Origin of the sequence: Actinophytocola sp. (genome assembly GCF_035942955.1) — a bacterium.
GTDB lineage: Bacteria > Actinomycetota > Actinomycetes > Mycobacteriales > Pseudonocardiaceae > DASYTH01.
On sequence record NZ_DASZCQ010000120.1, the window covers coordinates 1 to 23,382 of the forward strand.

At 71.3% G+C, this 23,382-nt stretch carries 23 protein-coding genes and 2 tRNA genes; 21 read left to right on the plus strand and 4 right to left on the minus strand.

Annotation, left to right across the window (positions count from 1 at the left end; genetic code table 11):
- The 3 genes from VGX25_RS11605 to VGX25_RS11615 all read left to right on the plus strand — a co-directional run.
- The coding region (locus VGX25_RS11605; RefSeq protein ID WP_326917666.1) for a bacterial transcriptional activator domain-containing protein at positions 1–311 on the plus strand (311 nt) is incomplete at its 5' end.
- Between the two features lie 28 nt (positions 312–339).
- Entirely contained in the window at positions 340–1,488 is a 1,149-nt protein-coding gene (gene nagA / locus VGX25_RS11610; RefSeq protein WP_326917667.1) for an N-acetylglucosamine-6-phosphate deacetylase, read from the plus strand.
- Positions 1,489–1,502: 14 nt separating this feature from the next.
- A complete protein-coding gene (locus VGX25_RS11615) occupies positions 1,503–2,624 on the plus strand; it encodes a sialidase family protein (RefSeq protein ID WP_326917668.1) in 1,122 nt (373 codons plus the stop codon).
- On the opposite strand, the gene VGX25_RS11620 is transcribed toward VGX25_RS11615, so the two are convergent.
- A complete protein-coding gene (locus tag VGX25_RS11620; RefSeq protein WP_326917669.1) occupies positions 2,621–3,313 on the minus strand; it encodes a Crp/Fnr family transcriptional regulator in 693 nt (230 codons plus the stop codon). The genes VGX25_RS11615 and VGX25_RS11620 overlap by 4 nt on opposite strands.
- Positions 3,314–3,581: 268 nt before the next feature.
- Between VGX25_RS11620 and VGX25_RS11625 the strand changes: the two genes are divergently transcribed.
- The 3 genes from VGX25_RS11625 to VGX25_RS11635 all read left to right on the plus strand — a co-directional run bounded on the left by VGX25_RS11625 (position 3,582) and on the right by VGX25_RS11635 (position 5,602).
- Positions 3,582–4,334 (plus strand): tRNA(His) guanylyltransferase Thg1 family protein, encoded by a 753-nt coding sequence (locus tag VGX25_RS11625; RefSeq protein ID WP_326917670.1) that lies wholly within the window; start codon positions 3,582–3,584, stop codon positions 4,332–4,334.
- Positions 4,331–5,488, plus strand: coding sequence for a cytochrome P450 (locus VGX25_RS11630; protein ID WP_326917671.1), 1,158 nt, complete (start codon positions 4,331–4,333; stop codon positions 5,486–5,488). The genes VGX25_RS11625 and VGX25_RS11630 overlap by 4 nt, the downstream gene beginning before the upstream one ends.
- 41 nt (positions 5,489–5,529) lie before the next feature.
- Positions 5,530–5,602: transfer RNA gene (locus VGX25_RS11635), tRNA-Lys, on the plus strand.
- Positions 5,603–5,632: 30 nt separating this feature from the next.
- On the opposite strand, the gene VGX25_RS11640 is transcribed toward VGX25_RS11635, so the two are convergent.
- The gene (locus tag VGX25_RS11640; RefSeq protein WP_326917672.1) at positions 5,633–5,926 is read right to left on the minus strand and encodes a hypothetical protein; all 294 of its coding nucleotides are present in this window, start codon (positions 5,924–5,926) and stop codon (positions 5,633–5,635) included.
- Positions 5,927–6,035: 109 nt separating this feature from the next.
- Here VGX25_RS11640 and VGX25_RS11645 point away from each other — a divergent pair, with 109 nt between their 5' ends.
- The 15 genes from VGX25_RS11645 to VGX25_RS11715 all read left to right on the plus strand — a co-directional run bounded on the left by VGX25_RS11645 (position 6,036) and on the right by VGX25_RS11715 (position 21,180).
- On the plus strand, positions 6,036–6,899 hold the full coding sequence (locus VGX25_RS11645) for a helix-turn-helix transcriptional regulator (RefSeq protein WP_326917673.1): 864 nt from the start codon (positions 6,036–6,038) through the stop codon (positions 6,897–6,899).
- On the plus strand, positions 6,896–7,111 hold the full coding sequence (locus tag VGX25_RS11650) for a DUF397 domain-containing protein (protein WP_326917674.1): 216 nt from the start codon (positions 6,896–6,898) through the stop codon (positions 7,109–7,111). Before VGX25_RS11645 ends, VGX25_RS11650 begins: the two co-directional genes overlap by 4 nt.
- 48 nt (positions 7,112–7,159) lie before the next feature.
- Positions 7,160–7,648, plus strand: a complete 489-nt coding sequence (locus tag VGX25_RS11655) for a hypothetical protein (protein WP_326917675.1) — start codon at positions 7,160–7,162, stop codon at positions 7,646–7,648.
- Between the two features lie 50 nt (positions 7,649–7,698).
- Complete coding sequence (gene fdnG / locus VGX25_RS11660) at positions 7,699–10,761, plus strand: formate dehydrogenase-N subunit alpha (RefSeq protein WP_326917676.1); 3,063 nt, start codon at positions 7,699–7,701, stop codon at positions 10,759–10,761.
- On the plus strand, positions 10,761–11,555 hold the full coding sequence (gene fdhE, locus VGX25_RS11665; protein WP_326917677.1) for a formate dehydrogenase accessory protein FdhE: 795 nt from the start codon (positions 10,761–10,763) through the stop codon (positions 11,553–11,555). Before fdnG ends, fdhE begins: the two co-directional genes overlap by 1 nt.
- Position 11,556: 1 nt before the next feature.
- Entirely contained in the window at positions 11,557–12,453 is an 897-nt protein-coding gene (locus VGX25_RS11670) for a 4Fe-4S dicluster domain-containing protein (RefSeq protein ID WP_326917678.1), read from the plus strand.
- Complete coding sequence (gene nrfD / locus VGX25_RS11675) at positions 12,450–13,400, plus strand: NrfD/PsrC family molybdoenzyme membrane anchor subunit (protein WP_326917679.1); 951 nt, start codon at positions 12,450–12,452, stop codon at positions 13,398–13,400. The genes VGX25_RS11670 and nrfD overlap by 4 nt, the downstream gene beginning before the upstream one ends.
- Positions 13,400–14,536 (plus strand): Mrp/NBP35 family ATP-binding protein, encoded by a 1,137-nt coding sequence (locus VGX25_RS11680; RefSeq protein WP_326917680.1) that lies wholly within the window; start codon positions 13,400–13,402, stop codon positions 14,534–14,536. The genes nrfD and VGX25_RS11680 overlap by 1 nt, the downstream gene beginning before the upstream one ends.
- Positions 14,537–14,638: 102 nt before the next feature.
- Entirely contained in the window at positions 14,639–14,929 is a 291-nt protein-coding gene (locus VGX25_RS11685) for a hypothetical protein (RefSeq protein WP_326917681.1), read from the plus strand.
- Between the two features lie 43 nt (positions 14,930–14,972).
- Positions 14,973–15,067 (plus strand) — tRNA-Sec (locus VGX25_RS11690).
- Between the two features lie 18 nt (positions 15,068–15,085).
- Positions 15,086–16,363, plus strand: coding sequence for an L-seryl-tRNA(Sec) selenium transferase (gene selA / locus VGX25_RS11695; protein WP_326917682.1), 1,278 nt, complete (start codon positions 15,086–15,088; stop codon positions 16,361–16,363).
- A gap of 1 nt (position 16,364) precedes the next feature.
- Positions 16,365–18,122: a selenocysteine-specific translation elongation factor gene (selB, locus tag VGX25_RS11700; protein ID WP_326917683.1), complete on the plus strand. Its 1,758-nt coding sequence runs from the start codon at positions 16,365–16,367 to the stop codon at positions 18,120–18,122.
- Positions 18,119–19,126, plus strand: coding sequence for a selenide, water dikinase SelD (gene selD / locus VGX25_RS11705; protein ID WP_326917684.1), 1,008 nt, complete (start codon positions 18,119–18,121; stop codon positions 19,124–19,126). Before selB ends, selD begins: the two co-directional genes overlap by 4 nt.
- A 99-nt stretch (positions 19,127–19,225) precedes the next feature.
- Positions 19,226–20,419 carry a CoA transferase gene (locus VGX25_RS11710; RefSeq protein WP_326917685.1) on the plus strand — a complete coding sequence of 398 codons (1,194 nt, stop codon included), beginning with the start codon at positions 19,226–19,228 and terminating at the stop codon, positions 20,417–20,419.
- The gene (locus VGX25_RS11715) at positions 20,416–21,180 is read left to right on the plus strand and encodes an enoyl-CoA hydratase/isomerase family protein (RefSeq protein WP_326917686.1); all 765 of its coding nucleotides are present in this window, start codon (positions 20,416–20,418) and stop codon (positions 21,178–21,180) included. The genes VGX25_RS11710 and VGX25_RS11715 overlap by 4 nt, the downstream gene beginning before the upstream one ends.
- An 11-nt stretch (positions 21,181–21,191) precedes the next feature.
- Here the strand turns inward: VGX25_RS11715 and VGX25_RS11720 are convergent, their stop codons facing one another.
- Positions 21,192–21,968, minus strand: coding sequence for an IclR family transcriptional regulator (locus VGX25_RS11720; RefSeq protein ID WP_326917687.1), 777 nt, complete (start codon positions 21,966–21,968; stop codon positions 21,192–21,194).
- Between the two features lie 24 nt (positions 21,969–21,992).
- Complete coding sequence (locus VGX25_RS11725; protein WP_326917688.1) at positions 21,993–23,321, minus strand: SLC13 family permease; 1,329 nt, start codon at positions 23,319–23,321, stop codon at positions 21,993–21,995.
- Positions 23,322–23,382: the final 61 nt, after the last annotated feature.

The following is a 23,382-nucleotide window of genomic DNA, read 5'->3' on the forward strand; positions in this document are numbered from 1 at the left end:
CCGGCCTGCTGCGCCGGGGCCGGCGCACCGGCGCCGAGGCGGCCCTGCGCACCGGCGAGCCCGAGCTGGCTCGGACGCTGGCCGAGGCCGCGATCACCGCGGACCCGCTGGACGAGGCCGCGTACCGCCTGCTGATCCGGGCGCACGCCGACGCCGGCCGACCCGCCCACGCGCTGGCCGAGTACCACCGGCTTCGGGAAAGCCTGGCCACCGAGCTCGGCATCGACCCGGCTCCGCCGACCCGCGCCCTGCACCGGTCGATCCTGCAACGGCGCTGCAACGAGGCTCGGCAGGCCGCCGACCTTCGTTGAGAACGGCCGCCGCATCTAGGGTTGGGGCGTGTTCGTCCTCGCCAACGCCCGGGTCGTGACGCCGCGGCGGGTGCTGGATCCGGGCTGGCTGACCGTTGCCGGAGCGCGGATCGTGGCGGTGGGGGCGGGCGATCCGTCCAATGTAGACGCTGTGGTGCACGATCTCGGCGGCCGGCACGTGCTGCCCGGGTTCGTCGACCTGCACATGCACGGCGGCGGAGGCGCGCAGATCACCACGGACGACCCCGACGAGATCGGGACCGCGATCGCGTTCCACCGCCGGCACGGCACCACCAGCACGCTGGCCAGCCTGGTGACCGACGAGCTCGACCGGATGGCCGCGGCGGTGCGCACGATCGCCGGTCTGGTCCACGAGGATCCGGGCCTCGTCGGCGTCCACCTGGAAGGCCCGTTCCTCAACCCCGCCAAGCGCGGCTCGCACCACCGCGAGCACCTCCTCGCCCCGAGCCGCACCGCGCTGCGCCACCTGCTCGACGCCGGCGCCGGCACGATCCGGGTGGTGACGCTGGCCCCGGAGCTGCCCGGCGGGATGGACCTGGTGCACGAGCTGGTCGGCGCCGGCGTGATCGCGGCGGTCGGGCACACCGAGGCGACGTTCGACGAGGCGAGGGCGGCGTTCGCGGCCGGCGCCCGGCTGGCCACCCACCTGTTCAACGCCATGCGGCAGTTCCACCACCGCGACCCCGGTCCGGCCGGCGCCGCCCTCGCCGACGACGCGGTGACCTGCGAGCTGATCAACGACGGCTTCCACGTGCACCCGGCGGGGATCCGGATCGCGCTGGCCGCGGCCGGCCCGGAGCGGATCGCGTTCATCACCGACGCCACCCCGGCGGCCGGGATGACCGACGGGGAGTTCCGGCTCGGCCCCGTGCCGGTGCTCGCCCGCGACGGGCGGGTGACGCTGGCCGACGGCACGATCGCCGGCAGCACGCTCACCATGGACGCCACCGTCCGGCACGCCGTGCGGTGCGTCGGAATCCCGATCGTCGACGCGGCGATCGCGGCGGCCACCACGCCGGCCACGGTGCTCGGGATCGCCGACCGCACCGGGAGCATCCGGCCCGGCAAGGACGCCGATCTGGTGATCCTGTCCGACCGGCTGCGGGTCGACGCCGTCCTGGCCCGCGGCGCCGTCGTCCACGGCACGCTGCCATGAAAAGCCACCGTCGCATGTGGATCGGAGCGCTCGTCGCGATCGCGGCGGCGGGGCTGGCCATCCCGCTGCTGCGCACCCAGGATCCCCCGCCGCCGGCGCCGGAGCCGCCGCCCGCGGCCGTGCCGCCGTTGGTCTACGCCATCGACTTCGCCGACGACCGGCACGGCTTCGCGCTGTGGGGCCGGTGCGTCGGCGAGTCGGACCACCCGTGCGAAAGCCGGCTGCTGGTCACCGAGGACGGCATGGCCTGGCGGTCGCAGGCGTTCGCGACGGAAGAGCTGGCGTCGCCGTCCAGCCTCGTCGGGCGGGTGGTCGCGCTCGGCGCCGGCCGGGTGCTGCTGACCGACCTCGAGGGCGGCGCCCGTTTCCACAGCGCCGACGCCGGCCGGACCTGGCGCGCCGTCCCGGCCGTGCCCGACTCCGAGGTCGCCGAGATCCCGCCGGACGGGCTGCTGGAGGCCCACTGCGCAGACGCCGCCGACGCCGGCTCCTGCCGGATCGCGGTCACCCTGCCCGACTCCGGGCACCGCGCCTGGCTGACCACCGCGCCCGCCCTCGGCCAGCCCTCGCCCGAGCAGCGCCCGCTGGCCGACGGCAGCTGGTGGGTCAACGGCCGGGACCGGTCGACCGGGCAGTGGTCGGTGGCGGTCAGTCGGGACGCGGGGCGGACCTGGTCGACAGCCGTCCTGCCGTTCCCGCCCGTCCCGGCCTACATCCGGGTGTCCCCGCCGGCCATCGCCGGCACCGGGCCAAGCGTCTACGCCCTGGCCACCGCGTCGCTTCCGGACACCCTCGAATCCAGGACCCTGCTGGCGATCTTCCACAGCGGCGACGGCGGCCAGACCTGGACGCAGACCTGGCGCATCAAGGACCAGCCGCCCCGCACGCTGGGCGGCGCCGCCGTCGTCACCCCGGACGGCGCCCTGCTCGTCGCACCCGACGACATCGTCGGCTCCCCGTACCGCAGCCGCGACGGCGGCCGCACCTTCACCGCGGCCACCGACGCTCCACGACTTGCCGCCGTCCGCCGCACCCGCACCGGCTACCTGGCCTCCGCCCCCGACCGACCGCAAGGGCACTACCGGATGTCGACCGACGGAGCCGGCTGGACCGACGTCCGGCTGCCCGACCGTTAGCCGGTCGCCAGCCGGGCGAACGACGACAGCACGTCCGGCCGGGCGACCACGATCCGCTTCCTGGCGGTGAGCACCACGTGGCGGCCCCGCAGCACCGCGATCGACCTGGCCACCGCGCGCCGCGACGCGCCAACCGAGTTGGCCACGTCCTGTTGGGTCAGCGGCATCATGATGACGATGCCCTCCCGGCCGGCGATGCCGTACCGGTCGGCCAGCTGCAGCAGGTAGGCGGCGACCCGCTGGCTCACGTCGAGCGTCGCGCTGGACACCCGCATGGTCTCGGCCTCCTGCAACCGCTCCGCCAGCATCTTGATCACCCCGACGGCGATGCCGGGGCGCGCGTACAGGCTGGCGACGAACTGCTGGCCGCTGAGCAGAACGGCGTCCACCCGCTGCAGCGCCCGCACCGTACCCATCCGGGGCCAGTGGTGGATCGCGGCGAGATCACCGATCATGTCGCCCGGACCGCGCAGGGCCAGCAGCACCTCGTGCCCGTCCTGGGAGGTCACGGTGATCCGCACCCAGCCCGACCGCAGCACGTATACGTAGTCCGTCGGATCGCCCTGATGCATCAGCAGATCGTCCCGGGCAAAAGTGCGCTGCTGCCCCGGCCCGAGCAGGAAGTCGCAATCGTCGGGTTCCAGAAAGGCCAATAACGAGCCAAGTACCACGGCATTGGAGTCCGCCATCACAACCCCTCGCGACGAGTGCCCGCAGACGCGTGGCCGACTCGTTTGTGGCAGTGTCGCCCACGCGACGTGATCCCTGTGCAAGGGGTGAGTCGTAGCGCCGGCGATCATGACGGCCGGTCGGCTCGATCCGGCAAATGCCACTAGGGCTCCCGCCATATGGGTGCCCCATGTGGGGCGGTGTGGTAGACGGGTTCGGTGAACTGTTCGTCGAGTTCGACGGCAGCGGTGGATTCGACGTCCACCCACGGGGGTAGGAGGGGTGAGCGTGCGGTGTGATGATTTCGAGGCGGAGCAGCGCGCCCGCGAATGGTTTCATTCGCTGGTGGTGCCGCCCGGCGCCTGGACGATCATGCGGGTGGACGGGCGGGGTTTCTCGCGCTTCACCGAGAATCGCTTCGACAAGCCGTTCGACTTACGGTTCTCCGGGATGATGACCGCGACCGCGGAGGCCATGCTCGCCGAGTTCAACGGTCGGTACGCCTACACCGAGAGCGACGAGATCTCCATTTTGCTGGACCCGACCGTCGATTTGTTCGGCCGCACCGTGGAGAAGCTGGTGTCCATCTCGGCCGGGATCGCGTCCGCGGCGTTCACCCACGCCGCCGGCGAGCCGGCCCATTTCGACAGCCGGGTCTGGCTGGGCACCAGCGCCGACGACGTGGTCGACTACTTCTCCTGGCGGCAGGCCGACGCCACCCGCTGCGCGCTCAACGGCTGGTGCTACTGGACCCTGCGCCAGCACGGCAAGTCCCGCCAGGAGGCCACCAAGGCGCTGGAGGGCACGAGCACCGCGGACAAGAACGAGCTACTGTTCCGGCACGGCATCAACTTCAACGAGCTGCCCACGTGGCAGCGCCGCGGCCTCGGCCTGTGGTGGAAGACCTACGACCGCGCCGGCTACGACCCGCTGCGGCGGATCCCGGTCACCGCCACCCGCCGCCGCATCCACACCGAGCGGGACCTGCCGATGAAGGACGACTACCGCGAGCTGATCGCCCGGCTGATCCGGCCGACGTGACGTTCCCGATCGGTCGCGCGGCCACGCTGCCGGAGCTGGAAGCGGATCCGCATCCGCTGCTGGCCCGTCTGCGCGCCGTCGAGCCGGTCTCCTGGCTGCCGGTGCTCGACGGGTGGCTCGTCACCCGCTACGACCTCGCCGTGCGGGTGATGCGCGACCCGCGGACGTTCACCGTGGACGACCCGCGGTTCTCCACCGCCCGGGTGGTCGGGCCCAGCATGCTGTCGTTGGACGGTCCCGAGCACGCCCGCCACCGCGAGCCGTTCGCGCACGCGTTCCGCCCGGCCGCGGTGCGGGGGCGGTTCACCGAGTTCGTCTCGGCCGAGACCGACCGGCTGATCTCCGCGATGAAGCCGGCCGGGCGGGCCGAGCTGCGCCGCGCCTACGCCGGCCCGCTCGCCGTCGCGGTCGTCGCCGAGGCGCTCGGCCTTGCCGACGTCGACGCGGCCACCGTCCTGTCCTGGTACGCCGCGATCGTCGAGGCGGTGTCCGAGGTGACCGCCGGCCGCCCGGTGACCGCCGCCGGCGCCGACGCGTTCGGCCAGCTGCGCGACCGGGTTTCGCGGACCATCTCCGGCCACGGCCCGCCGTCGGTCCTCGTCGACGCCGCCAGGGCACACGGGCTGCGCACCCCGGAGGTCGTGTCCAACGCGGCGGTGCTGATGTTCGGCGGCATCGACACCACCGAGGGGATGATCGCCAACGCGATCTGGCACCTGCTCGGTGCCGCGCCGGCGCTCGCGTCCGTCCGCTCCGACCCGGCCTTGCTGCACAACGCCGTCGAGGAGTCCGTCCGGATGGAGCCGGCGGCCGCCGTCGTCGACCGCTACGCCACGGCGGACGTGACGCTCGGCGGCGCCCCCGTCCGGCGCGGCGATCTCGTCACCGTGTCCATCGCCGGCGCCAACCGCGACCCGGCCGTGTTCGCCGACCCCGACGAGTTCGACCTCCACCGCGAGAACGTCAAACTCCACCTGGCCTTCGCCAAGGGCCCACACTTCTGCCTCGGCGCCCACCTCGCCCGCACCGAGGTCACCCTCGCCGTCGGCCGGCTCCTCGACCGCCTACCCGGCCTCCGCCTCGACCCCGACCACCCCACCTCCCCACGCGGCCTGGTCTTCCGCAAACCCCCGACCCTGCACGTGGTCTGGTAGCCCCGCTCGCCGCCTCCCGACCTCGGTACCATGACCGCCGCGGGCCGTTAGCTCAATTGGTAGAGCTGCAGACTTTTAATCTGTAGGTTCTGGGTTCGAGCCCCAGGCGGCCCACTCGACTCCGGCTACGCCGGTCTTGATCCGCTAGCACGCCCGGGCGGGCTGGGGGTTAGTCAGGTCGTGCCAACTGTCCTGAGCGCGCTTGGCTTCGCGGGCGATGCGGGCGTCGATCTCGCCCAACGCCTCCACGGCAAGATCGAGAAAGTCACGCAGGGCGCCGGCCTGGAACCGCAACGCGAGCCGGTCGGTGGGGCCACCGCAGTAGAAATCCGTGTCGGCGTTGCAGTGGACGTGGTATCTGATCGGGCAACCGTCGCCTATCACCACGAGTGAGCTGACGGCCGGCGAGTAGATCACGGTCACCTCCCGCGATCGCATGATTACGTATAGGAAACTATAGGCAGTTACGGTAACCTCGTCAACCAACTGGTATTGCCATCACTTGAGTAACCGTTGATACACACGGTTCACTGGCGGGAGCAGAGCAGTGCCACCACCCGCGTCACCAACGGTCGCAAGCTGGGAGCTGGTCCATAGGCTCCGGGAACGCCGACAAGAGGCCGGTGTCGAGGTTAGGACCATCACCCAGGCGCTCGGCTTCTCACGCAACTACTGGTCGGCCGTCGAGAACGGGCGCGCGATCCTGTCCGAGGAGAAATTGACCAGGCTGCTCGAGCTGCTCGAGTTCGACCACGACGAGCAGCAAGAACTGCTTGAACTGAGAGAGACGGCCAGGCAGCGAGGCTGGTGGACGCGCTACTCCGGACTGTTTGGCACCGAGCAACTGCGGCTCTACGGCCTCGAGTACGGCGCGCAGAGCATCCGAGCCTACGAAAGTCTGCTCATACCGGGGCTTCTGCAGACGGCGGACTACGCCAAGGCGCTCATTAGTGACAACGTCACGGTCCCCAAGGTCGAGGTTGACCAGAGGGTGGAAGTCCGAATGCGACGCCAGGAACGGCTCGTTGGCGAGGATCCACTAGAGTTCACCGCCGTGATCAGTCAGGCGGCGCTGCTCCAGGAGATCGGCGGATCCGCAGTCCTCCGTAGCCAGCTCAGGCATGTCGCCAACATGATCGAGCAACACCCGAACACCATCGAGGTGCGGGTGATTCCGTTCACGGCCAAGGCATGCGGACTGTTCGGCGTCGGGACATTCCACCTGCTCGACTTCATGAGTTCCCGGCTACGCACACTGGCTTGGCATGAAACGGTTACGGTGCAGAACATCATCGATGATCCAACCCAGGTGCGGGACCTCCTCACCAGCTACAACGATGCGCTTGAACGCACCGTGAGCGCCGAGGACTCGTTGAGGTTGATCCGTCAGCGGGTCCGGGAGCTGGCGTGATCGCCGGGAGCGATACGGTGGCCGACTCGGACCGGCCCGGTTGGATCACGAGTAGCTTCAGCAGCGGCTCGGGAAGCTGTGTGGAGGTTGCCTTCACCTGCGGCACGGTGTTGATCCGCGATAGCAAGGACCGGCGGACCGGGCGGCCGGTCATCGGGTTAGCCGCGGAAGGCTGGACAACCTTCCTCGCCACCATCATCGACTCTGTGTAGTAAGTCCACATAGGACGGCGGATGCACGCCGTTCGGTACGATCCACATGTGACTGGGCGTGATGAAGCCGTGACCCCGGGATCGCCCGCGGTCGAGGTGGGGGTGTTGCTCAGCCGCGAGCCCGACCCGATCGGTGAGTGGTTGGCGGATGGGGCGGCGTTCGATGCCGGTGGGGCGGATGCGCTGTGGGTGGACTGCGGGGCGGAGCCGGAGTGGGACGTGCTGGCGTTGGCGGCGGCGCTGGCGGTGGTCACGTTCAGGGCGCGGCTGGTCGTGGTGGGGGTCGAGGAGCCGGCGGAGCGGACCGTGGACACGGTGGGGCGGCTGAGCCGGGGGCGGCTGGTGCTCGGGGAGCCCGAGGGGTGGGTGCGGGTGCCGGTGCCGGATGGGCGGGCGGCGTGGCGGGCGACCTGCGCCGAAGCGGCCGAAAACGGGGCGCGGGGCGTGGTGGTGCCGGCGGATCCGCGGGTGTTGGACATCCTGCGGAACCCGGACGACCCTGGTGATCGTCACGATCTGCAGCTTGCTCAGGGGTGAGACATTGCGCTCGCCGGGCCGGAGATCGATGATGTAGGACGGTACACAGTATGCGGTCACGATCCCTGGAGGATGGAGGACCGGCGGTGGAGGAGCTGACACGGCGCAGGTTCCTGGGGTTGGGCGCCGCGGGCACGGGGGCGGCGCTTGGCGTCACGGCGCTCGGGTTCGACGTCGCCGAGGCCACGGCGGTCAAGCAGCACTTGCGGATCCAGGACGCCACCGTCTCGCGGTCCGTCTGCCCCTACTGCGCGGTGGGGTGCTCGCTGCTGGCCTACACCAAGAAGAACGCCGACGGCAAGGTCGAGCTGCTGCAGATCGAGGGCGACCCGGACAGCCCGGTCAACGAGGGAACCCTGTGCCCGAAGGGGGCGACCTCGCTCGAGCTGGCCATCTCCCGCCGGCGCGTGCCAAGCCCGCTGTACCGGGCGCCGGGCGCGACCGAGTGGCAGTCGGTGTCCTGGGACTTCACGCTGGACAAGCTGGCCCAGAACATCAAGGCGTCCCGGGACCGCACGTTCATCACCACCGACGCCAACGGCAACATCGTCAACCGCTGCGAGGGCATCGCCTTCGCCGGCGGCGCCGCGTTCAGCTCGGAGGAGGGCTACCTCGCCACCAAGCTGATGCGTGGCTTAGGCCTGGTCCATCTGGAGCAACAGGCGCGTGTTTGACACGGCCCCACGGTGGTCAGTTTGGCCGCCACGTTCGGCCGAGGGGCCATGACCAACCACTGGCGTGACATTCGGCATGCCGACCTGATCCTCGTCAACGGGGCCAACCCCGCCGAGGCCCACCCGGTCGGCTTCCGCTGGCTCATGCGGGCCAAGCTGGACCGCGGCGCGAAGATCATCCACGCCGATCCGCGGTTCACCCGGACCTCCGCGGTCGCCGACCGGCACCTGCGGATCCGCACCGGCACCGACGTCGCCTACTTCGGCGGGTTGATCAACTACGTCCTGCAGAACAACCTCTACCACAAGGAGTACGTGGAGTACGCCACCAACGCGGGCCTCGTGGTGAGCGCGGACTACAAGTTCGAAGACGGGATGTTCAACGGCTTCAACGCGCAGACCAGCAGCTACAACGCGCAGGCCTGGGCGTACGAGACCGAGGGCGGCAACGCCAAGGTGGACATCAACCACCCCCGCTCGGTGCTCAACCTGCTGCGCCAGCACTACAGCCGCTACACCCCGGAGATGGTCGAGCGCATCACGGGCATCCCGCGCGACCAGTTCCTCGAGGTGGCCAGGATGGTCGGCGAGATGGGCCGGCCGGACAAGGTGATGACGATCGTCTACGCGGTCGGCCTGACCCACCACACCACCGGCGTGCAGCTGATCCGCTCGGGGGCGATCCTCCAGCTGTTGCTGGGAAACATGGGACGCCCGGGTGGCGGGATGAACGCCGAGCGCGGCCACGCCAACATCCAGGGCAACACCGACCACGCGATCTCGTGGGAGATCCTGCCCGGCTACCTGCGGATCCCGGCGCCGGGACAGAAGACCCTTGCCGACTACCTCGCCGTGAGCGCGAGCAAGAAGCTGCGCCCCAACGCGATGAACTTCTTCGGCGAGAACTACGGCAAGTTCATGGTGAGCCTGCTCAAGGCGTGGTACGGCGACGCGGCGCGGCCGGACAACGAGTTCGCCTTCCACCACATCCCCAAGCCGGCGGCGAACGCGTCCTGGATCTCGATCTACGACCAGGCACTGCGCGGCCGGATGGAAGGGGTCATGCTGTCCGGCATGACGGCCACCAGCATCGGGCCGGACTCCAACCAGGTGCTCCAGGCGCTGTCCAAGCTCAAGTGGCTGTGCGTCATGGACCCGTTCAACACCACCAGCTCGGAGTTCTGGAAGGCGCCCGGGATGGATCCGGCCAGCATCCAGACCGAGGTGTTCATGCTCCCGGCCACGCACTGGATCGAAAAGGACGGCTCGTTCACCAACAGCGGCCGCTGGGCGCAGTGGAAGGACCAGGTCATTCCCCCGGAGGGCGAGGCCCGGCACGACCACTGGATCCTCGCCGAGCTGTTCGACCGGGTCAGGGGCCTGTACCAGCAGCAGGGCGGCAAGTTCCCCGACCCGATCCTGCACATGACGATGCCCTACAAGGATCCGCGCAAGCCGGAGCTGGACGAGATCGCCCAGGAGATCAACGGCAAGAACCTCGTCACCGGCAAGCGGTTGGCGACCTTCGCCGACCTCAAGGACGACGGCACGACCACCGCAGGAGACTGGATCTACACCGGGCACTATCCGGAGAGCGGCAACCTGACCAAGCGCCGCGACGGCGTGCAGGACCCGAAGAAGAACGACCCGACCGGTATGGGCTTCTATCCCAACTGGGCGTGGGCCTGGCCGCTCAACCGCCGGGTGCTGTACAACCGCGCGTCGGCCGATCCGCAGGGCCGGCCGTGGGACCCGAAGCGGCCGGGCATCGCCTGGGACGCCGCCGCGGGCAAGTGGGTGGGCGACGTGCCGGACTACCCGGCGACCATGGCGCCCGGCCCGGACGCCCTGCTGCCGTTCATCATGACCGGTGAGGGCACCGGGCGGATCTTCAGCAACGGGGTCGCGGACGGGCCGTTCCCCGAGCACTACGAGCCGGTCGAGTCGCCGGTGCCGAACCCGCTGCATCCACGGGTGTCGGTGACGCCCGCGGCCTTCCACTACGACGAGAAGGCGGGCCGGCCCAACCGCTACGGCACCGTGGCCGACTACCCGTACGTGGCGACGTCGTACCGCCTCACCGAGCATGAGCACTATGTCACCCAGCACGTCGAGCACCTCGTGCAGCTGCAGCCGGAGGCGTTCGTCGAGGTGCCCGCCGAGCTGGCCGCCGAGAAGGGCATCGCCAACGGCGACCTGGTCCGGGTGTCGTCCAAGCGCGGCAAGCTCGAGGTGCGGGCCGTGGTGACGAGGCGCCTCGGTCCACTGCAGATCGACGGGAAGAAGGTCTACCAGATCGGCATCCCCATCCACTGGGGCTTCGTCGGCATCAACACCGGCCAGCACTGGCTGGCCAACGCGCTCACCCCGTTCGTCGGCGACGCCAGCTCGCGGACCCCGGAGTTCAAGGCGTTCCTCGTCAACATCGAGAAAATGTGATGAATCCGTGGGCCGCTCCGCGACGGCGGGCAGAGGCACTGCGCGAACGGTATTCCTTCGCGGCGGAGCTGCTCACCCTCTACCTGGCCCTGCTCGAGGTCTGGCAGGAGGCGTGGGCGGCCGCGCGGGCGCAGCCGCCGGACGCGCTCGCCGGTTGGGCCGCGCACGAGGTCATGCCCAAAGTCGTTGCGGCGACGGCGGAATCGGGGCCCGAGCCGCTCGCCAGGAGCCTGGCGGCCGACCTCGACGGGGCGGAGGAGCTGCTCGCCGCGTGGCTGGCCGGCGAGGAGCTCGTGCCGGTGGAGCGCTACCTCGCCAGGGCCACGCTGCACGGACCGCTGCGGGCGGTGGACGCCGCCGCCGCGTGCGCCGGGGATCCCTCGCCGCGGGGCGACCGGCGCTGCCCGCGCTGCGGCGGTCCACCGCAGCTGAGCTTCCACACCGAGACCGGCGACCGGCTGGTGAGCGGGCACCGCAAGCTGCAGTGCGCGCGGTGCGCGGAGAGCTGGAGCTTCTCCAGCAGCAGCTGCGCCTACTGTGGCGAGGCGAAGCGGACCGTCTACGCCGAGCAGACCGACGGTCCCCGGGTGGGCAGGCCCGACGCCGGCGGCGCGACCTTCCCGCACATCCGGCTCGAAGCGTGCACCAACTGCCGGCGGTACCTGATCGACGTCGACCTCGGCCGCGATCCCAAGGCGGTGCCGGAGGTCGACGAGCTGGCGGCCCTGCCGCTCGACCTTTACGCCACCGAGCAAGGCTTTTCCAAGATCACACCCAACGTGATGGGGTTCTGACATGGCGGAGATCACGCCTGGCCGGGCCTACGGGTTCTTCACCGACACGAGCGTGTGCATCGGCTGCAAGGCCTGCGAAGTCGCCTGCAAGGAGTGGAACGAGCTGCCCGGCAACGAGCCGCTCTTCGGCGACGGCTATGACAACACCGGCAGCCTCGACGCCCAGAACTGGCGGCACGTCGAGTTCATCGACAACGTGCCGGACTCCACGATGGGCACCGGGGCCGGCAAGGCCTGGCTGATGATGTCGGACGTCTGCAAGCACTGCCAGCAGGCCAGCTGCATGGAGGTCTGCCCGACCGGGGCGATCATCCGGACCGAGTTCGACAGCGTCTACATCCAGCCCGACGTGTGCAACGGCTGCCGCAACTGCATCGCCGCGTGCCCGTACGGCGTGATCGAGCAGGATCGGGACAACGGCGTCGCGCAGAAGTGCACGCTGTGCTACGACCGGCTGCAGGGCAACATGGAACCGGCCTGCGCCAAGGCGTGCCCGACCGACTCGATCCAGTTCGGACCGGTCGACGAGCTGCGGGAGATGGCCCGGCAACGGGTCAGCGACCTGCACGACCAGGGCGTCACCGAGGCGCGGCTGTACGGCGACGACGAGTCGGTCTACGGCGGGCTCAACGCGTTCTTCCTGCTCATGGACGAGCCGGAGGCGTACAAGATGCCCAACGCGCAGAACGCCGTGCTGCCAAGGCGAAACAACCTCGGCGGCTACCTCGGGGCGCTGGGCACCGCGGTGCTGGCCGTGCTCGGCGGGCTGTTCGCGCTGCGCCGGCGCCGCGAGCCGGTGCCGGCAACGGGGCCGGCCGCCGAGCCCGACATCGAGACACCCGCCGCACCCGATGCGGCGCCGGACAAGCCATCGGAGCCGAAGGCGGGTGATCAATGATGTCGGCGCTTGCGGAACCGGCCCAGCACTTCGCCCGATCGCCCGACTGGACCTGGTACATCCTGGCCTACTTCTTCTTCGCCGGGCTGTCCGGCGGGTCCTACGTGATCGCTTCACTGTTCCGCCTGCGCGGCGACCCGGCCGACGAGCCGGCGGCGCGGATCGGCTACTACGTCTCGTTCGCGGCGCTGCTCCCGTGCCCGGTCATGCTGATCCTCGACCTCGGCACGCCCTTGCGGTTCTGGCACATGCTGTGGAACACCACGCCGGGCGAGGCGGGCCTGAACTTCGAGGCGGCCTCGCCGATGTCGGTCGGCGTCTGGGCCCTGCTGATCTACGGCGCCTTCGCCACGGTGTCCTTTGTGGACTCCCTGGTCCGCGACGGGCGGCTGCGCTGGCCGTGGCTGGCGCGCCTGCTCGGCGGGGCGTTCGGCAAGGTGGTCGTCGCGGTCGGCGCCATCCTGGGTCTGTTCATCGCCGGCTACACCGGAGTTCTGCTGTCGGTGTCCAACCAGCCCGTGTGGAGCGACACCTGGGCGCTCGGCGGGCTGTTCCTCGCCTCCGGCCTTTCCGGCTCGGCCGCGCTGATGCTGTTCCTGCTGCGCTACCGCCGCGCGGCCGAACCGAGCTCCGGCCCGCTGATCGTCTCCGAGCGACTCTACGCGGTCCTCGAGCTCGCCCTCATCGTGATCTTCGCGATCACACTGATCCCGGCCGGCGCGTTCGATCTCGCCTTCGGCTACCCGTGGATCCTGCTGTGGCTGGTGGCCCTTGCCGGCCTCGTGCCGGGCATCGGCGGCCTGCTCACCAGCCGGCTCGCGGTGACTCCCGAGGGTGTGACGGTGCCCGTCCAGTCCGCGTCCGCGGTGCGCTCCATCGCCACACCGTTGCTGATCCTGGCCGGAGTCCTGGCCCTGCGCGCCGCCGTGATCTTCAGCATTCAGTGATGCCCACCGTCGAGCAGGTCACCCGGGCTCTGGCCACGGTCAAGGATCCGGAGATTCACCGGCCGATCACCGAGCTCGACATGGTCTCCGGCATCGACATCGCGTCGAACGGGGCCGTCCGCGTCTCGGTGCTGCTCACCATCCAGGGTTGCCCGCTGCACGACCGGATCCGGAACGATGTCATGACCGCTGTGTCCACAGTGGAGGGCGTGTCCCGGGTCTACGTCGAGTTCGGCGTCATGAGCGACGAGCAACGCCAAGCCCTGCAACACAAGCTGATGGGCGACCGGGCCACGCGGGACATCCCCTTCGCCCGGCCCGGGTCGCTCACCCGGATCTACGCCGTCGCCAGCGGAAAGGGCGGCGTCGGAAAGTCGTCCGTCACGGTCAACCTGGCCGCCGCGTTCGCCGCCATGGGCCGCACGGTCGGCATCGTCGACGCCGATATCTACGGCCACTCCATTCCCCGCATGCTCGGCGTGACCGGCAAGCCCACCCAGGTCCAGCAGATGATCATGCCTCCGTCGGCGCGGGGGATCAAGGTCATCTCCATCGGCATGTTCACCACCGGCAACACACCCGTGGTGTGGCGCGGCCCCATGCTGCACCGCGCCCTGACCCAGTTCCTGACCGACGTCTACTGGGGCGACCTCGACATCCTCCTGCTCGACCTCCCACCGGGCACCGGCGACATCGCCATCTCCATCGGCCAGCTCCTGCCGACCGCGGACATCCTCGTCGTCACCACGCCGCAGGCCGCCGCCGCCGAAGTCGCCGAACGAGCCGGCGCCATCGCCGCGCAGACCCGCCAGCGCATCGCCGGCATCATCGAGAACATGTCGTGGCTCCCCTGCCCCCACTGCGGCGAGAAAATCGACGTCTTCGGCACCGGCGGCGGCCAGTCGGTGGCCGAGTCCCTCACCCGGCTCCTCGGCGGCCACATCCCCCTCCTCGGCCAGATCCCCCTCGACCCGCGGCTGCGCACCCACGCCGACACCGGCGACCCCCTCGTCCTCGCCGACCCCGACACCCCCGCCGCCAAAGAGCTCCGCGCCATCGCCGACAAGCTCACCGCCCGCGGCCGCGGCCTCGCCGGTCGCCCCCTCGGCCTCACCCCGGTCCCCCACCACGGCTGACCCAAGCCGCCCGCGCCGAAGTTGGGTGGGGGGTTACCCCGGGACGGCGTGGGGTGACGATTCGGCGTCAGAATGTCGGGGTTCTTGGCGAAGGGAGTCGACATGGCAGTTCTGAGGATGCACCGCTACTCGGTTGACCCGGCGGACCTCGACGAGCTGATCAAGCGCCGGGCCGCGTTGATCGAGGCTCTTCGGGCGGCTGACTACAAGTTGATCCATACCCGGTTGACCAGGCTCGAGGATGGGACGTTCTCCGACGTGTGGGTGTGGGACTCGGTGGAGACGATGAAGGCGGTGGGCGCGGATCTGCCGAACTTCCCGCAGGCCGCGGCCGCGCTGTCGCTGACGAGGGACCGGACCGACATTGACGGGGAGATCGTCGACGAGCGGTAGCTCCCGGTTGACAGATCGTGCCGATGCGACAGGGTTAGCGGATGGAGGCGTTCAGGGGCTGGTGCCCCTCCCGGTCTTCAAAACCGGTGTGGCCCGGAATCCGGGTCAGGCGGGTTCGATTCCCGTCCGCCTCCGCCACCACCCCCTGGAGGAGCGATGGACCGGCGTCGTGAGGTGCCCCGCACCGACGCCGTGCTCGCCGACCCACGGCTGGTCACGGCCACCACGATGCTGGGGCGGGCGCTGGTGAAAGGCGCGGTCACCCACGCGCAGGAGCGGGCACGGCGCGGGGAGATCGCACCGGAGGCGGTGGCGGACGCGGCGGTTGCGGCGTTGCCGAGCCGGGCGACCACGCTCACGCCGGTGATCAACGCGACCGGCGTCGTGCTGCACACCAACCTCGGCCGGGCCCCGCTCTCGGCGGCCGCGATCGACGCCCTGCACGCCGCGGCGGGGCACACCGACGTCGAGTTCGACCTGGCCACCGGGAACCGGGCGCGGCGCGGGCGGGGGACGCTCGATGCCCTGGCCGCCGCCGTGCCGGACGCCGAGGCGGTGCACGTCGTCAACAATGGCGCGGCGGCGCTGGCCCTTGCGGCGACCGCGCTGGCGGCGGGGCGGCACATCGTGGTCAGCCGGGGGGAGCTGATCGAGATAGGCGACGGGTTCCGGCTGCCGGAGCTGCTTCAGGCCACCGGCGCGCGGCTGCGCGAGGTGGGCACGACGAACCGCACGGCGCTGGCCGACTACGAGCGGGCCATCGACCCCGACACCGCCTTCCTGCTCAAGGTGCACCCGGCCAATTTCGCGATCAAGGGGTTCACGTCGGCGGTGCCCACGCGGGAGCTGGCGACGCTGGGGCTTCCGGTCGTCGTGGACATCGGCTCGGGCCTGCTCAACCCCGAGCCGCTGCTGCCGGACGAGCCGGACGCGACCAGCGCGATCAACGACGGCGCCGCGCTGGTCACGGCCAGCGGGGACAAGCTGCTCGGCGGGCCGCAGGCGGGTCTCATCCTCGGCCGGGCCGACCTCGTCGAGCGGCTGCGCCGGCATCCCCTCGCCAGGGCCCTGCGCGTCGACAAGCTCACCCTCGCCGCACTGGAGGCGACGCTGCGCGGGCCGGAGTCGCCCACGTGGCAGGCGCTGCGCCGGCACCCGGACCGGCTGCGGGAGCGTGCCGGGGCGCTGGCCGAACGGCTGCGGGAGCACGGGATCACCGCCGAGGCGGTGGGCACGGTGAGCGTGGTGGGCGGCGGGGGCGCACCGGAGGTCGAGCTGCCGTCCTGGGCGGTCGCGCTCGACCCCGCGCTCGCGGAGCCGTTGCGCGCCAAGGCGATCGTGGGCCGGGTGGAGCGCGGGCGGCTGCTGCTGGACCTGCGCTGCGTTCCCCCCGGGCTGGACGACGCGGTGTACGCCGCCGTCGCAAAGGACTGACATGCACGTCATCGCCACCGCCGGCCACGTCGACCACGGCAAGTCGACGCTGGTCCGCGCGCTGACCGGGATGGAGCCGGACCGGTGGGCCGAGGAGCGGCGCCGGGGCCTGACGATCGACCTCGGCTTCGCCTGGGCGGAGCTGCGGCCGGGAGTGACGGTGGCCTTCGTCGACGTGCCCGGGCACGAACGGTTCGTCCCGAACATGCTCGCCGGCATCGGCCCGGTGCCGGCCGCGCTGTTCGTCGTGGCCGCCGACGAGGGCTGGATGCCGCAGTCGGCCGAGCATCTCGCGGCGCTGCACGCTCTCGACGTCCGGCACGGGCTGTGCGTGATCACCCGAAGCGACCTCGCCGACCCGGAGCCCGCGATGCGCCAGGCGCTGGCCGAGATCGCGCGCACGTCGCTCGGCGAGGTGGAGGCGGTGGCGGTGAGCGCGCCGGCCGGAACCGGGCTGCCCGAGCTGCGCACCGCGCTCGACCGGCTGCTCGCCGGCCTGCCCCGGCCCGACCTCGACGCGCCGGTGCGGCTGTGGATCGACCGTAGCTTCACCATCCGCGGCAGCGGAACCGTCGTGACCGGCACCCTGGCCGCCGGCCGGATGCGGGTCGGCGACGAGCTCGAGGTCGCCTCCCTCGGCCGCACGGCCCGGATCCGGGCGCTGCAGTCCCTCGGCCGGCCTGTGTCCGAGGTGGACGCTGTGGCCCGGGTCGCGGTGAACCTGCGCGGCATCGAGCGCCACGAGCTGCGCCGCGGCGACGCATTGCTGACGCCGCAACGGTTCCACCACACCGACACGATCGACGTCCGGGTGCACGGCGATCCCGTTGAGTCCCTGCCGCGCAGCGTGATGCTGCACCTCGGCTCGGCGGCGGTGTCCGCCCTGGTGCGCCCGATCGGCGTCGACACCGCGCGGCTGACGCTGGCGCACCCGCTGCCGCTGCGCATCGGTGACCGCGGCCTGCTGCGCAACCCGGGAGCGCATCACGTCAGCGGCGGCACGACCGTGCTCGACGTCGCCCCGCCGGCGCTGGTCCGCCGCGGCGCCGCGAAGGCGCGGGCCAAGATCCTGGCCGAGCTGGACGGGCGCCCCGACGAGCGCTCGGAGCTGCGCCGCCGCGGGATCGTGCGGCAGCGGGACCTGCAGCGCATGGGCGTGACCAGCACGGCCGGCCCGGTCGGCGACGGCTGGCTGATCGACGAGCGGCTCGAGGCCCGGCTGCGCGACCGGCTCCAGCGGCTGGTCGAAGACTGGCGGCGGGACCATCCCCTCGAGCTCGGCCCGCCCGTCGACGTGGTCCGCCAGGCGCTCCGGCTGCCCGACCGCTCCCTGGTGCACCCCCTGGTGACGCCGCCGCTGGCCATCCGCGGCGGCCGGGTCGCCCCCGCCGACCAGCAGGCGACCCTGCCGGCGCCGGTGCGCGCGGCCGTGGAGAAGGTCCGGGCCGAGCTCGCGGCGAGCCCGTTCGCCGCACCGCCGACCGAACGCCTCGCCGAGCTGGGCCTCGGGCCGCGCGAGCTGGCCGCCGCGGTGCGCGTCGGCGCCCTGGTCCGCATCGCCGAGGGCGTCGTGCTGCTGCCGCAGAGCATCCGGGACGCGGCCGCCGCGCTCGGCGCGCTGCCGCAACCCTTCACGGTCAGCGAGGCCCGCAAGGCGCTGGACACCACGCGCCGGGTTGCCGTGCCGCTGCTGGAGATGCTCGACCGCAAGGGCCTCACCCAACGCCTCCCCGACGACCGCAGGAGGGTACGCCGATGACCGCGACCGAAGCCGTCCGCCTCACCCGGTACGCCCACGGCGGCGGCTGTGCCTGCAAGATCCCGCCCGGCGAGCTGGACGAGATGGTGCGCGGCCTTGCCGGCGCCGACCCGGTCCACGAGCCGCTCGGCGAACTGTTGGTGGGGCTGGACACCGGCGACGACGCGGCCGTTGTGCGGATCGAGAACGGCCGGGCGCTGGTGATGACGACCGACTTCTTCACCCCGGTGGTCGACGACGCCTTCGACTGGGGCCGGATCGCGGCCGCGAACGCACTGTCCGATGTGTACGCCATGGGCGGCCAGCCGCTGGTCGCGGTCAACCTCCTCGGCTGGCCCCGCGACGTGCTGCCGTTCGAGCTGGCCGGCGAGGTGCTGCGCGGCGGGCTTTCGGTCGCGCACGAGGCCGGCTGCCATGTCGCGGGCGGGCACAGCATCGACGACCCGGAGCCGAAGTACGGCCTTGCCGTCACCGGGATCGCCGACCCGGACACGTTGATGCGCAACGACACCGGCCGCCCCGGCCAGCCGCTGACCCTGACCAAGCCGCTTGGCGTCGGCGTGCTCAACAGCCGGCACAAGGCCACCGGCGAGGTCTTCGCCGAGGCGATCGACAGCATGACCCGGCTCAACCGCGACGCCGCCCGCGCCGCCGTCGCCGCCGGGATCCGGTGCGCCACCGACGTCACCGGGTTCGGCCTGCTCGGCCATCTCTACAAGCTGGCCAAGGCGAGCGGCGTCAGCGCGATCGTCGACTCCGCCGCGGTGCCGTACCTGGCGCCGGCCCGCGCGGCGCTGCGCGACGGCTTCGTCAGCGGCGGAACCCGGCGCAACCTGCAGTGGGTGTCACCGCACGCCGACCTGTCCGCGGTCACCGAGGACGAGGCGCTGCTGCTCGCCGACGCCCAGACCTCCGGCGGCCTGCTGCTCGCCGGCGAGCTGCCCGGCCACCCGGTCATCGGCGAGCTGGTCCCCCGCGGCGAACACGTCCTCGTCGTGCGTTAGGCCCCTTGTTGACCTTGACCGGGGCCGACGCACGCCCGTAGTGTTGTTCCACTGTACGAGTTTCGTTCCGCCACACGGCACAGCATCGGGCTGGAGGCGATGGCACTCGCGCTGGAGCGGTTGACGGTCATCGATCTCACCCAGGTGATGGCCGGGCCGTTCTGCTGCCAGCTGCTCGGTGACCTCGGCGCCGACGTGATCAAGATCGAGCCTCCCGGGCGGGGCGACGCCACCCGGGAGGCCACCGGACACCGGTTGCCGCACGGGGAAAGCGCCGCATTCCTCGCCGTCAACCGCAACAAGCGCAGCGTCGCGCTCGATCTGCGCACCGACGCCGGCCGCGCGGCCTTCCACCGCCTCGTGTCCGGAGCCGACGTGGTGGTGGAGAGCTTCCGGCCCGGGGTCGCCGCCCGGCTCGGCGTGGACTACCCGACGCTGCGCGAGCTCAACGAAGGCCTCGTCTACGCCTCGATCTCCGGCTTCGGGCAGACCGGGCCGTACGCCGACCGGCCCGGCTACGACCTGATCGCGCAGGCCATGTCGGGGATCATGAGCGTGACCGGCGACGCCGGCGGCACCCCGGTCAAGTGCGGGGTGCCGGTGTCCGACCTGTCCGCGGGCCTGCTGTGCGCGGTCGGCATCCTCAGTGCCTGCCTGGCCCGCGCGGTCACCGGGCGCGGGCAGGCGGTGGACACCTCGCTGTACGACTCGGCGCTGGCGATGTCGGTGTGGGAGACCGCCGAGCTGTGGGCCACCGGGCGCGCGCCGGGGCGGCTGGGCTCGGCGCACCGGGTGAACGCGCCGTACCAGGCCTTTCCCACCCGGGACGGCTACCTCACGATCGGAGCCGGCAACGAGCGGCTGTGGGAGCGGCTCTGCGGTGTGCTGCACCGCCCGGATCTCCTTGCCGACCAACGGTTCGGCAGCAACGCCGACCGGGTGCGGCACCAGGGCGAGCTGGCCGCCGAGCTGGGCCGCACACTGTCCACACGCGACACGGCGGAGTGGATGGCGATGCTTGGCGACGCCGGGATACCGGCCGGCCCGATCCGCGACTACGCGCAGTCGTGCGCCGATCCGCACACGCTGGCCCGGGAGATGGTGGTGGAGCTGGACCATCCGGTCGAGGGTCGGGTGCGGGCACTCGGCATCCCGGTGAAGCTGAGCGAGACCCCGGGGCGGATCCGGCGGCCGCCGCCGCGGCTCGGCGAGCACACCGACGAGGTCCTCGCGGCGGCGGGATTGTCCACCGACGAGATCCGCTCGCTGCGCACCGGGGGTGTCGCCGGATGACCGAGCTGCTGGTGAGCGTGGACGGACCGGTGGCAACGGCGACCGTGAACCGGCCCGCCGCGCGCAACGCGATGACCATGGCGATGTACGACGCGCTGGCGCAGTTCTGCGACCGGGTGGACGGCGACCCCGAGGTGCGGGTCGCGGTGCTGCGCGGGGCCGGCGGCAAGGCCTTCGTGGCCGGCACGGACATCAACCACTTCCGCGACTTCCGCGGCGCCGAGGACGGCATCGCCTACGAGCAACGCATCGAGGCCGTGCTCGACCGGCTCGAGCGGGTCGCCGTGCCGACGGTCGCGGTCGTCGAGGGCTACGCGACCGGTGGCGGCCTGTCCCTCGCGGCGGCTTGCGATCTGCGGCTGTGCGGGCCCGACGCGCGGTTCGGGCTGCCGATCGCGCGCACCCTCGGCAACTGCGTGTCGATGCCGACCTACGCCCGGCTGGTCCACCTGATCGGCGCGGCGCGCACGCTGCACCTGATCTACACGGCCGGATTCGTCGACGCCGACGAGGCGGTGCGCATCGGTCTGGCCTCGGAACTGTGCTCCGATGTGGACACTCGGCTGGCGGAGCTGTGCGACCAGCTCGCCGGCCACGCGCCGCTGACCATGCGGGCCAGCAAGATCGCGCTGCGCCGGCTGCGGAACCACGCGCTGCCAACGGATCGCGACCTGGTCGAGCTGTGCTACGGCAGCGAGGACTTCCGCGAGGGCGTCGCCGCGTTCCTCGACAAGCGCCCACCGCACTGGCACGGCCGCTGATGCGGCCGGGCTCAGCTTCCGTTGACCGGCGGGCGCCGGTAGCCGAGCGTGGCGCTGACCCGTTTGGCGGCCTCGGTCACCAGCGCGCCGTAGGAGACCCGCAGCCGCTCCGGCATCCGGCTGCCCGGCGCGGACACCGAGATGCTCGCCTCGGTCCGGCCCTCGTGATCGAAGATCGGCGAGGCGACGGCGGTGATGTCGGTCCGCCACTCGCCCACGTTCGTGGCGTAGCCGCGGTCGCGGACCGCGGCCAGCTCGGCGAGGAACTCGTCCCAGTCCACGATGGTCCGATCGGTGTAGCGCTCGAGCCGGTCCCCGACGATCGCCCGCACCTCGGCCTCCTTGCGGTGGGCCAGCATCGCCTTGCCGTTCGACGAGCCGTGCAGCGGCACGGCGCTGCCGAGCGGGATGACCGCGCGGATCGGGTGCCCGGTCTCCACCCGCTCGATCAGCACGGCCCGATTCCCTTGCAGCACCATCAGATGCGTGGTCTCCCCGGTCTCCCTGCGCAGCTCGTGCATGATCGGCAGCGCGGCGTCGCGCACGCCGATGTCGGCGATGGCGCGCTGGCCGATGTGCAGCGCCCTCGTGGTGAGCACCCACCGGGTGCTCTCCGTGCCGTCCGGGCAGATCCAGCCGGCCGTCCACAGTGTCTGAAGGGCGCGCTGCACCGTGCTCTTCGGCATCCGCAGCTTCCGCGCGAGCTCACCGACCCCGGCCGGCTGCGCGTAGGCCACCTCCTCGAGGACCCGGAAGGCGGAGAGCACGGTGCGCATTCCCTCGCTCATGGCCGCAGTGTAGGCACGCCGCGGTCACAGCCAGCCGGGCGCGACGAAGATCGTCCAGGCGAGCACGGGGGCCACGATGATCATGCTCAGACCCCAGATCATCAGCCCGCGGAACACCCGGTCCCGAACGTCCTCGGGACTGCTGGCGACGGTGAGCGCGCCGCTGGTGGAGAACGGGGAGGAGTCGACGACCGACGACGAGATGGCCAGCGCGATGATCAGGCCCACCGCGCCGACCTCGCCGGCGAGCAGGAACGGCACCGCGAGCGGGATGAGCGCGCCAAGGATCCCCGTCGTCGAGGCGAAGGCCGACACCGCCCCGCCGATCAGGCAGATCACGAACGCGGCCAGCAGCGGGATGCCGATGTCCGCCACGCTGTCGCCGAGCATGTCGATGGTGCCGACGCGTTCCAGCAGGGCCACGTAGGTCACCACGCCGCAGATCAGCAGCACGGTCGGCCAGGCGACCTGCGCCACGCCGGCCTTGGTGTCCTGCGGGAACAGCACGCAGATCACCGTGGCGATGCTCAGCGCGAGCAACCCCACGTCGATGTCGAACGCGAGCGCGCCGGCCACCAGGACGAGCAGGCCGGTCAGCGTGACGATCCGCTGCGCGTTGAGCGTGGTCACCTCGGTCACGGTGGTGGTCCGGGTGGCGATGGCGGCGCCCGTGCTGCCGCCGGAACCGTCCGGCTCGCGCTCGGGGTCGGGCTCGGATCCCGCGGCCCCCGGCTCCTCGACGCGCCGGCTGAGCAGCTCCCGGCCGCCGAACATCACGAAGACGACGACGCTGAGCAGCGCGTTGAACAGGAACGAGCTCGCCCACAGCAGGACCGGGTTGCCCGGCAGGTTGCTGCGCTCCACGACCCCGTTGGTGATCACGCCGAACACCCCGATCGGGGAGAATCCGCCCGCGCTGCCGCCGTTGATGATGAGCAGCCCCATCAGCATCGGGTTGATGCGGTGCCGAACCGCGAACGTCATGCCCACCGGCGCCATGATCGCCACCGCGCCGGGCACCACCGCCCCCACCGTGGTCAGCAGCGCGGTCACCAGGAACATCACCCACGGGATGAGGGCGATCCGCCCCTTCACCGCGCGGACCCCCATGTGGATGAGCCAGTCCACGGTGCCGTTGGCCTTGGCGATGGCGAACAGCAGCGTGACCCCGACCAGCACCACGAACAGATCGCCGGGAAAACCGGAGAAGAGGTCGTCCTCGCTTTCGTTGAACACGAAGATGCCGAGCAGGAATGTGCCCAGGAAGGCGATCGCGCCCATGTTCACCGAACGCACGGTGGCGATGAGAACGATGAGGACCAGCCCGATGATGGAGATGATTTGGGTAGACATGCCGAACTCCCCGAGACACCATCGACTCGTGAGGACATCACGACTATGACCTGAGCCACAA

What these genes read in the sequence shown, in the direction of transcription:
- VGX25_RS11685 (WP_326917681.1), top strand. Translation starts at nt 14,639, where the DNA reads ATGGCAGTTCTGAGGATGCACCGCTACTCGGTTGACCCGGCGGACCTC.
- fdhE (WP_326917677.1), top strand. Translation starts at nt 10,761, where the DNA reads ATGAATCCGTGGGCCGCTCCGCGACGGCGGGCAGAGGCACTGCGCGAA.
- selA (WP_326917682.1), top strand. Translation starts at nt 15,086, where the DNA reads ATGGACCGGCGTCGTGAGGTGCCCCGCACCGACGCCGTGCTCGCCGAC.
- VGX25_RS11720 (WP_326917687.1), bottom strand. Translation starts at nt 21,968, where the DNA reads ATGAGCGAGGGAATGCGCACCGTGCTCTCCGCCTTCCGGGTCCTCGAG.
- VGX25_RS11620 (WP_326917669.1), bottom strand. Translation starts at nt 3,313, where the DNA reads ATGGCGGACTCCAATGCCGTGGTACTTGGCTCGTTATTGGCCTTTCTG.
- VGX25_RS11615 (WP_326917668.1), top strand. Translation starts at nt 1,503, where the DNA reads ATGTGGATCGGAGCGCTCGTCGCGATCGCGGCGGCGGGGCTGGCCATC.
- VGX25_RS11670 (WP_326917678.1), top strand. Translation starts at nt 11,557, where the DNA reads ATGGCGGAGATCACGCCTGGCCGGGCCTACGGGTTCTTCACCGACACG.
- VGX25_RS11680 (WP_326917680.1), top strand. Translation starts at nt 13,400, where the DNA reads ATGCCCACCGTCGAGCAGGTCACCCGGGCTCTGGCCACGGTCAAGGAT.
- nrfD (WP_326917679.1), top strand. Translation starts at nt 12,450, where the DNA reads ATGATGTCGGCGCTTGCGGAACCGGCCCAGCACTTCGCCCGATCGCCC.
- VGX25_RS11725 (WP_326917688.1), bottom strand. Translation starts at nt 23,321, where the DNA reads ATGTCTACCCAAATCATCTCCATCATCGGGCTGGTCCTCATCGTTCTC.
- VGX25_RS11710 (WP_326917685.1), top strand. Translation starts at nt 19,226, where the DNA reads ATGGCACTCGCGCTGGAGCGGTTGACGGTCATCGATCTCACCCAGGTG.
- selD (WP_326917684.1), top strand. Translation starts at nt 18,119, where the DNA reads ATGACCGCGACCGAAGCCGTCCGCCTCACCCGGTACGCCCACGGCGGC.
- selB (WP_326917683.1), top strand. Translation starts at nt 16,365, where the DNA reads ATGCACGTCATCGCCACCGCCGGCCACGTCGACCACGGCAAGTCGACG.
- VGX25_RS11640 (WP_326917672.1), bottom strand. Translation starts at nt 5,926, where the DNA reads ATGCGATCGCGGGAGGTGACCGTGATCTACTCGCCGGCCGTCAGCTCA.
- VGX25_RS11715 (WP_326917686.1), top strand. Translation starts at nt 20,416, where the DNA reads ATGACCGAGCTGCTGGTGAGCGTGGACGGACCGGTGGCAACGGCGACC.